Here is a 14,559-nt window from a genome sequence, read left to right as displayed (position 1 = left end):
TCTCTTACATTTGTTATATGCTAAATGATCAGAAAATTGAAAAATTCCGGCAGATTGTAGAAAACAAATTTCAAATCTACAATTCTCTCTTTATGAGTTTGCCGTATGATAAAATGACGAATATCGGGATGCTTCTTCCTTTTCTCTACGAGGAAAGCAGAGAGGGTTACCAGCTTGGGAAATCTCCGGAAGATATTGTGGAAGAGTTTTTTCAGAAACATACCGATCTGGAAACCGAAGAGCAGAAAACCGAATTGCTTTTTAAAATTATCCAGTATATAGAACGACAGGTTGTACTGTTTGACAGTATAGAGGATGCGGCGTTTCAGCAGCTGCATCATGAGACCGATACGGGAACTATTCTCAATATGTATGACAGGGCGACACAGGAGTACCACCTGACGGCGATCCGCAAAAAGATGGATGATTTTGCCATCAAGATTGTGTTTACAGCGCACCCGACCCAGTTTTATCCTAATGCCGTGCAGCGCATTATCCATGATTTGAGAGATGCAATTATTCATGATTCAGTCACTCAGATCGATACTTTGCTTCAGCAATTGGGCAAAACACCTTTCGTTAACAAAGAACGGCCAACACCGCTGGATGAGGCTATGAGCATTATCTATTACCTGCGCTATGTCTATTACCAGAGTATTGGTGAGCTTTATAAAAAAATCAAACAGGTTTTCGGGACTTCTAACTTTACGCCCAATCCGGATATTATCCAGTTAGGATTTTGGCCGGGTGGCGACCGCGATGGTAACCCATTTGTGACTGCGGATATTACGTTACAAGTGGCCGAAGAACTGCGGATTTCTATTCTCAAAGATTATTATGGGCATCTTAAAATTGTCAGACGCCGACTGAGTTTTCGTGGAGTTTCTGATATTTTGGATACTCTTAGCAAGACTATCTACGCTGCTATTTTTCAGAAAGAGATTAAGATTTCTGCCGATGAAATTATTTCTCAGCTCAACGAGGCTGAAAAAATACTGGTGGAGGAACATAACGGTCTTTTCCGTGATGTGATTGATGATTACCGGGATAGGGTAAGGATTTTTGGGACGCACTTCGCCACCTTGGATATCCGTCAGGATAGCAGGATTCATCAAAAAGTGATGGATGATATTTATACAAAAGTTTCTGGTTTACCAGCTGATGCCAAAACACCGGATGAGAAAATAGAATTTCTTTTGAGCAGTAGCGCCACGCTTAATCCCGGAGATTTTGAGGACGAAATGACCTGTGAAACGTTGAAGAGTATTTATAATATCAGGAAAATTCAAGACAATAACGGTGAAAGAGGTATGCACCGTTATATTATTTCAAATTCTGATGAGGTCAAAGATGTGATGAATGTCTATGTTATGATGAGGCTCTGTGGATATGCTGAACATGAAATCAATATCGATATTGTGCCATTGTTCGAAACGATGGAAGGTTTGGATAAGTCTGAGGAAGTGATGAAAACCTTATACAATGACCCTGTCTACCAAAAGCATCTAAAGAAAAGACACAACAAACAGATTATTATGCTGGGATTTTCTGATGGTACCAAAGACGGTGGCTATCTGAAAGCCAACTGGCAAATCTATACTTCCAAAGAGAAACTGACCAAAATATCGGAAGATAATGATGTAAAAGTTATTTTCTTTGACGGCCGCGGCGGCCCGCCTGCAAGAGGTGGCGGCAAAACCCATGATTTTTACGCCTCGCAAGGCAATACAATTGCCAACAATCAGATTGAGCTGACCATACAAGGGCAAACCATTACCAGTGTCTTTGGAAATAAAGACCAGGCCAAATTCAATTTTGAGCAGTTGTTGACAGCCGGTATAGAAAATGATGTCTTCAAAAGTCATAAAAAAGATCTGGATAAACATGAGAGGCAACTGATTACAGAATTAGCAGACATCAGTTACAAAAAATATTCTGACCTCAAAGCACATCCAATGTTCGTCCCTTATCTGCAGGAGATGAGCACGCTGGAGTATTATGGGCGTACCAATATTGGCAGCCGCCCAAGCAAACGCGGCGCAGGATCTGAGCTCAAATTTGAAGATCTGCGCGCTATCCCTTTTGTAGGATCTTGGGCGCAGCTGAAACAGAATGTTCCGGGCTTTTTTGGATTTGGATTTGCCTTAAAATCATTGAAAGACCAAGGAAGGTTTGATGAGGTTGAGGCACTTTACAAAGGTTCTGATTTCTTCAAAACTCTGGTGCTGAATTCTATGATGTCTATGAACAAGACTTATTTCCCGCTCACTTATTACATGAGAAATAACCCCAAGTTTGGTGAATTTTGGAATGTCCTGTTCTCAGAATTTGAACTGTCTAAGGAAATGATGCTGGAACTGACGGGTTACAAAATCCTGATGCAGGAAGAACCACTGAACAGAAAATCTGTGAAAATCAGAGAAAAAATCGTTTTGCCGCTCCTTAGTATTCAGCAGTACGCACTCATCAAACTACAAAAGAATGAAGGTGATCGCGACACTTATGAAAAACTGGTGATGCGCTCTCTGTTTGGGAATATCAATGCCAGCAGAAACTCTGCATAACTTTTCTGATCATAAAAAACATACGCCTCAGCATTGCTGAGGCGTATTGGTTTGTGGAAGTAGAGTATTGAAAAATTCAATACAGTTTTTGATCCGTCTCGCAGAAGAAACTGTTGCGTTTTGATTTTCCGGTTATTTTGCTGGTGAGGGGTTTTCCGCAGATTGGGCAGGTTTTTTGGTGATAGGCCTGCCAGTGTTTTTTAAGAGTATTGTTAGATTTCCATTTCAGGAAGTCGAAGCTGTAAATTCTAGCTTCCGAGATCAGCGCATTGAGTTTTGCAGCAGGCAAATGACCAGTCACACTTTCAGGATGCACCCCAATTCTGAACAAAACTTCATTCTTAATAATATTGCCTACGCCGGAGAAAATCTCCTGATCCAGCAGTGCATCACAAACCATCATGTCGGGGCTGGCTTTTAGTTTTTGTTTGGCTTTTTCAGGATTCCAGATATCGCTCATTACGTCGGCTTCCCAATCGATGGTTTTCAAAATATCAAGTGGCAAAAGCTTTACAGAGCAGGTGTAGAAATAGGCTTTACCATTTTTAAAGCTTAAGGCCAACCGCAGATTTTTGTCGGGTTTGGTCTGCTCATCAACCTCATAAGACCCAAACATCAACAGATGGATCCTGATGCAGCAATCATCCAGTATCAGGTAGGTTTGTTTGCCGTACAGCCTTATTTCCTTAAGTATTTTGCCTACCAGTTGTTTTTTATCAGGGATCGAAGATCCTGCGGCTTCAAGAACTTTTTTTCCTACAAATTGACTGAGGTTGTCTTTCATCAAAAGAATGGATGGACCTTCTGGCATAGCGATATTTTTTATTGAAAAATCAAATATTATTCCGCTAAAAATAAAATATCCCTTATTTTTGACCTCGATATGGATCTCAACACTATTTTTACAAACCAAAGGACGGGAAATAATCCGCGTACAAAAGCTTCCAGGACAGATTTCCAAAGGGATTTTGACAGGATTATTTTTTCGTCAGCATTCAGGAGGCTGCAGAACAAAACCCAGGTTTTTCCGCTTCCGGGCAGTGTTTTTGTGCATAACCGCCTGACGCATTCGCTGGAAGTTTCGTCCGTAGGGCGCAGTTTGGGCAGTATCATTGGTGAGTTTATCCATGATCATTTTATCCATGATCTTAATGATGATTCTCAGAATTTTTATCTTCATAATTTAGGTAATGTGATAGCTGCAGCCTGCCTTTGTCATGATATTGGCAACCCCGCTTTTGGGCACTCCGGCGAAGATGCCATTGCCAGCTACTTTGACAGAAACGAAGTGGATTTAAAATCAAAATTCCACGAAAAAGAGTGGTCAGATTTGGTTAATTTTGAAGGGAATGCCAATGCTATAAGAGTTTTGGCACAACAACAGCAAGGGAAAGATGCCGGCGGAACGCAGTTGACGCTGACTACTTTGGCGAGTATTGCCAAATATCCCTGCGAAGCCATTGCGAAAAAGAAGGGCGTCCTGCACCGTAAAAAATTTGGATTTTTCCAGAATGAGAAAGATATTTTCCTACAGATTGCAAGCGGTACCAATTTGATTTCTGAGAGTCAGGATCCTTACATTTTTAAGAGGCATCCCTTTGTTTGGCTCGTAGAAGCAGCGGATGATATTTGCTATAATATCATTGATATGGAGGATGCACACCGGCTTGGGATTGTGTCTACCGCAGATTGTAAAAATCTTTTTTATGAACTTGTTAAATCTGAGACCGATGATATCAGCAGGGTAGAGCGTAAGCTGGATTCCATCAGTAATGAAAACGAAAAAATATCTTATCTGAGAGCTAAGGTGATCAATGCTTTGATCAACAAATCGGTAGAACTTTACAAGTCTAATCTCAGCCTTATTTTTGATGGTAATCTGGATAAAGGCCTGTTGGATATCTATAAATCAGAAAACAAAACGCTGCAGGACATAGAGCAGTTTTCTATTGAGAAAATTTACAATCACCGCGCGGTTGTGGAGATTGAGAATGCCGGTTATAATGTAATGTATGAATTGCTGGATCATTTTATCCCATCTATCCTTAAGTCAACTGAGGCAAGAAAGTCTTATGATAAAAAAGCCCTGAAACTCCTTCCAAAGCAGTTTTTCTATGAAGAAGGATCAGACTATCAGAAAGTTTTGGGCGTTGTTGATTTTGTCTCCGGCATGACGGATAATTATGCTACCGACCTCTACAGAAAAATAAAAGGGATAGATATCGGGATGACGATGTAACTAGATGAAAAAATAATAGATAAAGGCTTCAATCAAGCTGTTTTAATCTAAAAATCTATCATTAATTCTTTTCAATAATTAAGTTGATGCGTGATAATTATTAAAAGAGATCATAACTTAATTACAAACTGAAAAATATAATTCATCGCTGATGAGGCAGATTTTACAGATTCAAATTTGAGTATCTGCGAGAATTAGAAATAATCAGAAATCATTTAAATAAAGAATATTTGTTGATATCATGATATCTTATGACCTCTAATTATTAATATATCTCAAATAATCATTGATCAATTACCAATCAGTTCGCAATCAAAAACATCTGTAAAGTGTTTTTTGATTTTGCTTTTCACCTCTTCAATATCTACATCTTTTTCCAGTTCTCTTTTTAACGAAGTGACTTGTTTATCGGTAATTCCGCAAGGGATGATGTACTCAAAATACTTCATGTCGGTATTTACATTCAGGGCAAATCCGTGGATGGTAACCCATCGGGACGCTTTTACGCCCATAGCACAAATTTTTCTGGCGTATGGTTTTCCCACATCCAGCCAAACGCCGGTTTCACCCTGTGAGCGCTCACCCTTTAGGCCATATTCTGCAATGGTACGGATAATGACTTCTTCCAGATCACGCATATAGCGGTGGATATCTGTATAAAAATTTTCAAGATCCAAGATGGGGTATCCTACAATCTGGCCAAAACCGTGATAGGTAATGTCGCCACCACGGTTCACTTTTACATAGGTCGCGTTGATTTCTTTCAGTTTATCCTGATTGGCAAGGAGATTTTCCTCATGTCCGCTTTTACCAAGCGTATAGACGTGCGGATGTTCTACAAAAAGCAGATGGTTATCGGTCATTTTCTGATTTTCCGGATGCTCTCTGTTGGATATTTTGGTTTCTAGGTTTTTTTTCAGTAATTCTTCCTGATAGTCCCACGTTGGTTGATAATCTTGGGTTCCTAAATCCTGAAAGGCTACTTTTTTATTGATAAGAGTGTTCACTGCGGTTGCATTATTTTCACAAAAATACTCATTATTTTACCAATTTACAAAAAAATAAAAGCCACCCGAAGGTGGCTCGTAAAGAATAAAATTAGAAATATAATTTACTTAATGATTAACTTTTTGGATTCAGTTTGTCCGCCATAGTTGATCTTCACAATATATACGCCTGATGATAATCTGCTAAGGTCAAGTTCTTTTGCTGAGAAACCGGTTTGATTGGCAATAGCGGTTTCAAAAACTTTTTTTCCTGAAAGATCAAAGATTTCTACATTACCGTTTTTAGAAGCGGCATCTTTGATATCAATAAGAATGTTAACTTTTTTGTCCTCTTTAGTAGGATTAGGATAGATACCAAAACTTCCTTTTTTACCAAAATCGGCTACTGCCATTTCTCCGGTTACATTTTTGTATTTGAAGAACATATTACCTGTAGTAGCGCCACCGTTAGCTGTAAAGTAAAGTCTGTAGTATGTACTTCCTTCTTTTACATAGTATACGACATCTGAGTAAACACCTGTTGTTGGTTTCCACGAATGCCCAATGGTTGTTATGTTTTTGGAATAGGCTGTGGAAGCTGGTGCAGTAAATGTTGATGTAGCCTGAGTCTCTGGTTTTACATAAGCAACACTTACGTTAGGTGATTGTATAACACCTGACAATCTGTACATCTGCTGCCCGCCGTAGAAAGTCCAGTATCTTGTAAACATCAGATCCCAGTTAGCTTTAGCAGGTTCCAGATTAGCAACTTTTTCGCCTGTAGCAAAAGAGAAGTAGTTGAAAAATGCATCATCGGTTCCGCTTGGCACTGTTCTAGTCTGGGTTGCATCCCAGGAAGTCCCATTCCATTTGGCGTACTTAAAGGTATAGCCACCATAATATTCATTAATGAAGAATTTATAATAGTTTTCATTACCATAATCCAGCACAAAAACCACTTTCCCTATAATTTTGTGGGTGGCAATGTCATAGCTACCCCAACCGAAATTAAAGTTGCTTGCAGGTAAAAGGGTCGCATTGTCAAACGCGCCGTCTTCCAGAGCTGTGGTCTGATCAGGATTGTAAAGCGGAGTTCCCCAGTTGCCTTTATCTGCCGGTGTTACAGTATCAAATGCTGCGGGATCGGCGGATACCTGATAAACCAAAACGTTATTAGCATCGTTAACTCGTTCTCCAAAAGACATAGATGAGTTTCTGTAAAATGCAATATCCCATCCGGTTGCCGGCTGGGAAACTATATTGTTAGCAGAAAGATCAAAAAATACCCTGTTGGAATAATTGGACCCCATGGTAAGTTCAACTTGTGTGTAACCCAGTTCGTCTGTTTGTGAAAGCACAGTTTGATTAACTGTAAAAGCAAGTAAACTTGCCAAAAGTAGTTTTGTTTTCATTTTTAGATTATAAATTTTAAAAACGTTATTTAGAATTGTTCTACAAAAGTATATAATTATTTTTAATCATTCTAAATAAAATTTTATATTTGCAAAAATTTTTTTCTATGAATAGGAAGATAATGTCTGTGGCAGCACTCTTGGCAATCAGTTATGCTTTTGCGCAAAAAGATTCTCTTGGCCAGAAAAATATTGAAGAAGTTGTTTTGACCGGGCAGTACAATCCCCAGTCTGTCAACAAGTCGATGTACAAGGTAGAGGTTATCAATGCAGAACAGATCAAAAATATGGCAGCGACCAATGTGGCAGATGTTCTCAATCAAAGTCTTAATATTCTCATCATTCCTGATACAACTTCCGGCAACTCTACTGCAAATATTATGGGCCTGGATGGCAGCTATGTCAAGATCCTGATAGATAATATCCCGGTGGTTGGTGATACAGGGCTGGGCAGCAATATAGATCTTACCAAGCTTACCATCAGCAATGTGGAAAGGATAGAGGTAGTGCAGGGCAGTATGGGTGTAGAGTATGGTAATGGTGCTTTGGCTGGTATTATTAATATTATCACAAGAAAAAATGCATCCAAAAAAATCAGCCTTAGAGCATTGGTGCAGGAAGAGACTGTAAGGGATACTTACGATATCCGAAAAAAAGGTAAGGGCAGACATATCCAAAATATTAATATTGACTATAACCTGGATAAAAACTGGTTTGCGAATATTAATTTCAATCATAATGATTTTAATGGATACGAAGGTGGTAAGAACGGTTACAAATTTTTTTATACAACACCTACAGATAAAAGAGGATACGACTGGAACCCAAAAGATCAGCTGGATGGCAGTGCGCTTATCAAATACTCAAAAAATAATACCACATTCTTCTATAAGCTCTCTTATCTCAAAGAAAAATTCTACTACTACAGCCCGGATGCTGAGAGAAAACCTCTGAATGACGGCAACGGAGGCGCTACTTATCTTGCCACAGACCGGGAATATAATACAGACCGATGGATTCACCAGTTCAACATACAATCAAAACTTGGGAATATCCGCTATAACGGTGATTTCTCGTACCAAAGCCAAGACAGGAAATACTTTGACTATGGCTACGATGTCCCAAACAGACAGATTTTAAATGAGAACCAGGAACAGTCTTATTACAAAACCAATGTGATCTATTCCAGAGGGATGTTCAGTAACTTTCTCAATAACAGGACTTTTGATTTTCAGTTAGGTTATGAGTTGGATCATACCAGTGGTTATGCCTCCCTGATTGCCGGCGAATTTGATGGTAATACAATCAAAAGAAAGATCTTTACCTACTCTAATTTTTTATCAGCGGAGTGGAATATCACAGATAAATTATCAATTCGGTCAGGTGCCAGACTATCCCTTAACGACAGCTTTAACAATCAGTTTAATTATTCGGCTACAGCAAAATACAGGACTTCTGCCCATTCGGATATCCGCGCCTCGTTTGGAACCGCCAACCGTTATCCTACTTATGACGAGTTATATACCTATTTTGTAAATATCAATCACGATTTACAGGGTAATCCTGATCTAACACCGGAAAAGGGCAGAACGTTCGGCCTGTTCTGGAACCACGTGTTGACTAATACGGGAAGCTGGAAGATCAATTACAATACCAATTTTCTATATGTGGATGTGAAAGACAAAATCGATATGATTTTGATGGATGTTAATTCCAGCACCTACAGATATTACAATTTGGATTATTACAGAAATATGATGCTGTCTGCTGATGCTAATTTTCAGGTCAACAGGTTGTCATTTGGGGTAAGAGCTTCGTTAAATGGCGTTTCCCAAAAGTTTGATGAAAAATCGGCCCCGTCCGATATCAACTATTATTTTCAGGCAGGAGCCAACGCTAATTACAGGCTGAAAAACTGGGATACTCAGTTTTCACTTTTTTACAAATTTAATGGTGAAGAAAAAAAATACAGAAACTCCGGCGACATAAAAAACCCTGTGTTTGACATAGGAACCGTCCAGTCATTCAGTATGATGGATTTTATCATCAGTCAGCCTTTTTACAACAATCATCTGGAGTTTTCTCTGGGTGTTAAGAATATATTTGATGTAACTAATCTTAATGATACAACCTTATCATCACAAGGCCATTCTACCACCACCAGTAGGCTCTCTTTCTACGGAAGAAGCTACCTGGCCAGATTAACTTATCAATTCTAAAAACAAATTATGAGACTAATCAAGATACTTTTCATAGCTGCTCTAGCCAATATAACGCAATCCTGTCTGCCTGCGGATGAAGACCCAGTTGCAGTATTGCCAATCACGGGAGACGTTGTGGATCCTGTAGTAGGCGGTGCAAGAGAGCAAAATCAGGTTTGGATAGATCTTACAGCGCCGGACAAACCTTCTCAAAATCTGAGAACAGACTGGGATCTTGGATTTTATACCGGCGATGAGTATCGTGTGGTTATCAATGGCTCTATAGCAATGGCGGTAGGTAAAATACCTAATGCCAATGATATTGATGCGGTGAAGTCCTCGGATCTTACCTCGCTGATGGACCTTGTGCAGTTGGGGACTTTCGATGTATCCAATCTTCAATATGTTGATAATCCAAATGGCATGTTTCTCACACAGACAACAGGCATTGCGCCCGTTAGCGAAAAAGAGAGCGATAACCCAATCTATCTTGTGAATATGGGAAGAAAACTTGCAGATGCCAATTCCGTTATTGCTCCGGGTTCTGCTTTGCTGGCAGGGGATACCAGAGGTTGGAAAAAGATGCAGATCATCAGGAACGGAACCACTGGCTATAAAATTAAATTTGCCGACCTCAATGCAACACAACATCAGGAATATATTATTACCAAAAATCCGGATTACAATTTTAATTTTTTCAGTTTAGAAAATGCAAAAGAGGTGATGATACAACCCAGGAAAAAAAACTGGGATATCGCCTTTACAACATTTACCAACGAAGTCTTTAGCGGTACCGAGAGTGCGGGAAGTTATTTTTATGCAGATTATGTGATTACCAACATCACAGACGGAGTGGGCGCTTATCAGGTAAATGTCCCTGCCGGGCAGAATATGGATCAGTTTTATGCCAATTATAAAATGAAGGATGTTGACGCAGTCAAATTTATCTTTAATGACCAGAGAGCGATTGGCAGTAACTGGCGTGTGACGGCAGTACCGGGTGGCAGCAGCCCGCATATTCAGGGTAACGTTTTTTTCATTATTAAAGATGCCGAAGGTTTTATGTTCAAACTGCGTTTCAATAAGATGTCAGACGATAAAACCGGTGAAAGAGGACATCCCCAGTTCGAATATGAACCACTTTAAAAATAGTAGATAAACATTAATACAATAACTTATGAAAAATATAAAATTAGCTGTATTATCAGCAATACTTTTAGCCGGCGTTTCCTGTAAAAAAGAGGATACAAAAGCCGTTGTTGCTAATGAAACACAAACAGAGAATCCTGTTTCTAACCAAAAAATTGTCAGTATCAGTGGGGGTGTTACAGAGATCGTTGCAGCCCTTGGCCATGAGAAAGAGATCGTTGGGACTGATGTTACAAGCACCTATCCGGAGAGTCTGAAAGCAACAGCTAAAGACCTTGGGCATGTTCGTTCTATGACGATTGAGCCTATTATGGCGCTTAACCCAACCTTGATTGTAGCGTCTGATAAAGATGTAAATCAGGATTTGTTGGCAAAGATCAAATCTTCAGGAATCAAGTCGGAAGTTTTCCATCAGGAATTTACAATCGACGGAACCAAAAAACTGATTGAGCAGGTTGCTAAAGCGTTGGGGAATACAGATTATCAAAAACTGAATGATAAAATTGATGCTGACGTAAAACAAATTCAGCCTATTGCCAAGAAACCAAAAGTCCTTTTCATCTACGCCAGAGGCAATATGCTGATGGTTGCAGGTAAAAATACACCAATGGCTAATATGATAGAGATCGCAGGCGGACAAAATGCTGCCAATGGTTTCGAGGATTTCAAGCCTTTAACGCCAGAGGCGGTTGTTCAGGCTAATCCTGATGTACTTTTGTTCTTTACAAGCGGACTGCAGGGTTCTGGCGGATTAGAAGGTGCTCTCAAAATGCCTGGCGTTTCCCAGACTAATGCTGGTAAAAACAAAAAAATCATCGCTTTGGATGGCGGATTACTTTCGTCCTTCGGGCCAAGAGTCGGAGAAGCGGCATTGGGCTTAAACAAATTATTAATCGACTCTTCCAAATAAACAATCTCGAAGAGCTGATTTAACAAAGCACAGGATGGTAATCCTGTGAAAAGAGATAAAAGAACCAAAGGGTTTAATATCAATTACCATAGGTAGAACTATGGGAAAATAAAGTATTTTGAAATCAAAAAGTCTTACATTTTACACCATCATCGGCATCATACTTTTGGTGCTGATGATGGTTTTGTCATTAGATATTGGTGTTTATGATTTTGGGAAACTGTCTTCCTACGATGTGTTTTGGAGATTCATAACCAATGATTCTTCTCTTTCTCTCAGTGAGAAATATGTTATTTGGGAGGTACGGGCTTCGCGGATCATTATGGCAGTGCTAATTGGCAGTATGTTAGCCGTTTCGGGAACCAGCCTTCAGGGGATGTTTAAAAATCCTTTGGCAACCGGCGATCTGATTGGTTTAACCTCTGGTGCGACACTTTTGGCGGCTATAGCCATCGTTCTGGGGCATACATTTCAGGATTTCCTTCCGGAGTGGATGCGGTTTTCTCTGGTGAGCATCTCAGCATTTGTTGGTGCGCTGTTATCCATGATTTTGGTTTACAGGATTTCAACTTCAGGCGGAAAAACCAATGTCGTGATGATGCTTTTAAGTGGTGTGGCTATTACAGCCATTGGCTTTGCCATTACAGGGATGCTGATTTACATATCCAAAGACGACCAGTTGAGAGACCTCACATTTTGGAATCTCGGCAGTCTGGCTGCGGCCACCTGGACAAAAAACGCTATTTTATTTGCTGTTTTAGTCATTTCATATTTCATCTTACTGCCCAAGGGAAAAGCTCTGAATGCCATGATGTTGGGCGAAAAAGATGCACAGCACCTGGGGATTAATGTAGAAGGGCTAAAAAAGCAGATTGTTGTTCTCACAGCATTGATGGTGGGGACCTGTGTGGCTTTTTCCGGGACGATAGGCTTTGTAGGGCTGATTGTCCCATACATTCTAAGGCTGTTATTCCGGTCTGATTATCATTTTATCCTGCCACTATCAGCCATTTGCGGCAGCATTTTGTTGTTGTTTGCCGATACGCTCAGCAGGACAATTGTTGCCCCGTCAGAATTGCCGATTGGTATTTTAACAGCAGTGATGGGCGGGCCGATTTTTATTGCTATTTTGTTGAAATTCAAAAATAATCTAAGATGATAAAAGCCCATCAGATTAATTATCAGAATCAGAAAGTCAGCATCCTGAACGGGGTTGATATCAATGTAGGTTATGGTGAGTTTCTGGCGATTGTTGGCCCTAATGGTGCCGGGAAATCCAGCTTGTTGAATGTGCTCGCTAATGAAATCAAAACCGATAAAAAGCAGGATATTTTTTTCAAAGAAAAAATCCTTTCCACCTGGAGCCTGGAAGAATTAGCCCGGCATAAAGCCAAATTTTCCCAGCACAATGCACAGGATATTCCGCTTGTGGTAAAAGATGTGGTGATGATGGGGCGTTATCCTTATTTTAATTCTCAGCCTCATTCAGAAGATGTAAAGTCTGCTGAAAAATCGATGGCAGAGACCGATGTTACACACCTCCAAAACAGAGATTACAACTCGCTTTCCGGTGGAGAAAAGCAAAGGGTACACCTTGCGAGAGTCCTGGCTCAACTGGATAATGATGTTGCTCACAGGCTTTTGTTTTTGGATGAACCTCTTAACAATCTCGATATCAAGCATCAGTACAAAACATTAGAATTAATCAAAAAATTCACGCAACAGAATAACAGCGCCATTGTGGTTCTGCATGACCTGAATCTGGCTGCACGTTTTGCAGATAAGATTTTGCTAATGGGTAATGGCGAAGTTTTATCTTATGGCTCTCCGTCAGAGGTTTTTACACAGGACATGATCAGCAGCGCGTATAATTTCCCCTGTACGATATGCAAACATCCTGTGCATCAGGATACCATGATTTTATTTGGGTAGGTAAATTAGAACTGCGTCGCCTGTAGAATTGACGATATAATATTAGATAACAATCAAAAATAAATTAATATGAGCACTTTAATCAATAATTTAAAAGAAAAATGGGAAGCTCTGAAGACCGGGAATCCTCATCTTAGAATAAGAAATGCAGCACAGGAATTAGGCGTTAGCGAAGCAGAACTTTTGGCAACCAATGTAGGCGAAGGCGTTACTGTTCTTAAACCGGAATTTGCTGCACTTCTACAGGAGATTGAGAAATTAGGTAAAGTAATGGCCCTGACCAGAAATGACGAATGTGTGCATGAGAGAAAGGGTATTTATCAAAACCCGGATTTCACCAATTCGCATGGGCAGGTGTTTGTGGGTGAGGATATAGATCTAAGGATATTCCTTAATTCTTGGAAATTTGGATTTGCTGTGGTGGAAGGTGACAGAAAAAGTTTTCAATTTTTTGGCAAAGATGGCCTGGCGCTTCACAAGATTTATTTGACTAATAAAAGCAATGAGGCCGAATTTGATGCTTTAACAGAACAATACAAAGCCGAAGAGCAGTCTCCTGAAATTATCACAGAACCAATTGCTGAAAAACCTGCTGAGAAACCGGATACTGAGATTGATATCTCCGGATTCCAACAGGCATGGAAAGATCTGAAGGATACCCACGATTTTTTTATGATGACCAGGAAATTTGGTGTTAGCAGAACGCAGGCGCTGAGGCTGGCGCCAGAAGGTTATGCGGAAAAAATTGATAATTCAAAAGTCGTCAACCTGTTGGAAGATGCTTCTGAAAAACATGTTCCAATTATGGTTTTTGTCGGCAACAGAGGGATTATTCAGATTCATACAGGTGAGGTGAAAAAGACACTTTGGCACCAGCAATGGTTCAACGTGATGGATCCGGATTTCAACCTTCACTTGGATACGACAAAAATTGCTGAAACCTGGATTACCAAAAAACCGACTGAGGATGGTGAGGTGACTTCGGTAGAAGTTTTCAATAAAAATGGTGATTTTATTGTTCAGTTTTTCGGCAAAAGAAAACCAGGAAATCCCGAACTCCAGGAATGGAAAGAGCTGGTTGCAGCTTTGTAATAACAAAATAATTATTATTAATCCAAAGCCGTTTTAGAGTTATAATTGACTTGATAACGGCTGTTTTATTTCAT

General features: G+C 39.9%; 11 protein-coding genes. 8 read left to right on the top strand and 3 right to left on the bottom strand.

Annotated elements, in window-relative coordinates; translation table 11 throughout:
- The first annotated feature begins 17 nt into the window (after window positions 1–17).
- Window positions 18–2,564, top strand: coding sequence for a phosphoenolpyruvate carboxylase (locus tag B0B05_RS05850; RefSeq protein WP_076782643.1), 2,547 nt, complete (start codon window positions 18–20; stop codon window positions 2,562–2,564).
- Window positions 2,565–2,640: 76 nt separating this feature from the next.
- Here B0B05_RS05850 and B0B05_RS05845 read toward each other — a convergent pair whose 3' ends face one another.
- Window positions 2,641–3,375: a DNA-formamidopyrimidine glycosylase family protein gene (locus B0B05_RS05845; RefSeq protein WP_076782641.1), complete on the bottom strand. Its 735-nt coding sequence runs from the start codon at window positions 3,373–3,375 to the stop codon at window positions 2,641–2,643.
- Between the two features lie 72 nt (window positions 3,376–3,447).
- Between B0B05_RS05845 and B0B05_RS05840 the strand changes: the two genes are divergently transcribed.
- Window positions 3,448–4,803: a deoxyguanosinetriphosphate triphosphohydrolase gene (locus tag B0B05_RS05840; RefSeq protein WP_076782639.1), complete on the top strand. Its 1,356-nt coding sequence runs from the start codon at window positions 3,448–3,450 to the stop codon at window positions 4,801–4,803.
- Window positions 4,804–5,093: 290 nt separating this feature from the next.
- Here the strand turns inward: B0B05_RS05840 and lipB are convergent, their stop codons facing one another.
- Together lipB and B0B05_RS05830 are read right to left on the bottom strand one after the other, a co-directional pair.
- A complete protein-coding gene (gene lipB / locus B0B05_RS05835; RefSeq protein ID WP_076782637.1) occupies window positions 5,094–5,810 on the bottom strand; it encodes a lipoyl(octanoyl) transferase LipB in 717 nt (238 codons plus the stop codon).
- Window positions 5,811–5,914: 104 nt separating this feature from the next.
- Window positions 5,915–7,201 carry a T9SS type A sorting domain-containing protein gene (locus B0B05_RS05830; protein ID WP_076782636.1) on the bottom strand — a complete coding sequence of 429 codons (1,287 nt, stop codon included), beginning with the start codon at window positions 7,199–7,201 and terminating at the stop codon, window positions 5,915–5,917.
- Window positions 7,202–7,308: 107 nt separating this feature from the next.
- Between B0B05_RS05830 and B0B05_RS05825 the strand changes: the two genes are divergently transcribed.
- The 6 genes from B0B05_RS05825 (at window position 7,309) to B0B05_RS05800 (ending at window position 14,485) form a co-directional block, all read left to right on the top strand.
- Window positions 7,309–9,420 (top strand): TonB-dependent receptor plug domain-containing protein, encoded by a 2,112-nt coding sequence (locus tag B0B05_RS05825; RefSeq protein ID WP_076782634.1) that lies wholly within the window; start codon window positions 7,309–7,311, stop codon window positions 9,418–9,420.
- Between the two features lie 9 nt (window positions 9,421–9,429).
- Window positions 9,430–10,548, top strand: coding sequence for an HmuY family protein (locus B0B05_RS05820; protein WP_076782631.1), 1,119 nt, complete (start codon window positions 9,430–9,432; stop codon window positions 10,546–10,548).
- Window positions 10,549–10,579: 31 nt separating this feature from the next.
- Complete coding sequence (locus B0B05_RS05815; RefSeq protein ID WP_076782628.1) at window positions 10,580–11,461, top strand: heme/hemin ABC transporter substrate-binding protein; 882 nt, start codon at window positions 10,580–10,582, stop codon at window positions 11,459–11,461.
- 118 nt (window positions 11,462–11,579) lie between these two features.
- Window positions 11,580–12,620, top strand: a complete 1,041-nt coding sequence (locus tag B0B05_RS05810) for a FecCD family ABC transporter permease (RefSeq protein WP_076782624.1) — start codon at window positions 11,580–11,582, stop codon at window positions 12,618–12,620.
- Window positions 12,617–13,393 (top strand): heme ABC transporter ATP-binding protein, encoded by a 777-nt coding sequence (locus B0B05_RS05805; protein WP_076782620.1) that lies wholly within the window; start codon window positions 12,617–12,619, stop codon window positions 13,391–13,393. The genes B0B05_RS05810 and B0B05_RS05805 overlap by 4 nt, the downstream gene beginning before the upstream one ends.
- Before the next feature lie 69 nt (window positions 13,394–13,462).
- The gene (locus B0B05_RS05800) at window positions 13,463–14,485 is read left to right on the top strand and encodes a hemin-degrading factor (protein ID WP_076782617.1); all 1,023 of its coding nucleotides are present in this window, start codon (window positions 13,463–13,465) and stop codon (window positions 14,483–14,485) included.
- Window positions 14,486–14,559 lie beyond the last annotated feature (74 nt).

Origin of the sequence: Epilithonimonas bovis DSM 19482 (genome assembly GCF_900108115.1) — a bacterium.
Taxonomy (GTDB): domain Bacteria; phylum Bacteroidota; class Bacteroidia; order Flavobacteriales; family Weeksellaceae; genus Epilithonimonas; species Epilithonimonas bovis.
Note: the sequence above shows the minus strand (reverse complement) of the source record. Positions and strands in the feature narration are given on the sequence as shown.

Bases quoted from the DNA above. Each gene is read 5' to 3' on its own strand.
- B0B05_RS05850 (WP_076782643.1), top strand. From the start codon at position 18: ATGCTAAATGATCAGAAAATTGAAAAATTCCGGCAGATTGTAGAAAAC.
- B0B05_RS05845 (WP_076782641.1), bottom strand. From the start codon at position 3,375: ATGCCAGAAGGTCCATCCATTCTTTTGATGAAAGACAACCTCAGTCAA.
- B0B05_RS05840 (WP_076782639.1), top strand. From the start codon at position 3,448: ATGGATCTCAACACTATTTTTACAAACCAAAGGACGGGAAATAATCCG.
- B0B05_RS05830 (WP_076782636.1), bottom strand. From the start codon at position 7,201: ATGAAAACAAAACTACTTTTGGCAAGTTTACTTGCTTTTACAGTTAAT.
- B0B05_RS05825 (WP_076782634.1), top strand. From the start codon at position 7,309: ATGAATAGGAAGATAATGTCTGTGGCAGCACTCTTGGCAATCAGTTAT.
- B0B05_RS05820 (WP_076782631.1), top strand. From the start codon at position 9,430: ATGAGACTAATCAAGATACTTTTCATAGCTGCTCTAGCCAATATAACG.
- B0B05_RS05815 (WP_076782628.1), top strand. From the start codon at position 10,580: ATGAAAAATATAAAATTAGCTGTATTATCAGCAATACTTTTAGCCGGC.
- B0B05_RS05805 (WP_076782620.1), top strand. From the start codon at position 12,617: ATGATAAAAGCCCATCAGATTAATTATCAGAATCAGAAAGTCAGCATC.
- B0B05_RS05800 (WP_076782617.1), top strand. From the start codon at position 13,463: ATGAGCACTTTAATCAATAATTTAAAAGAAAAATGGGAAGCTCTGAAG.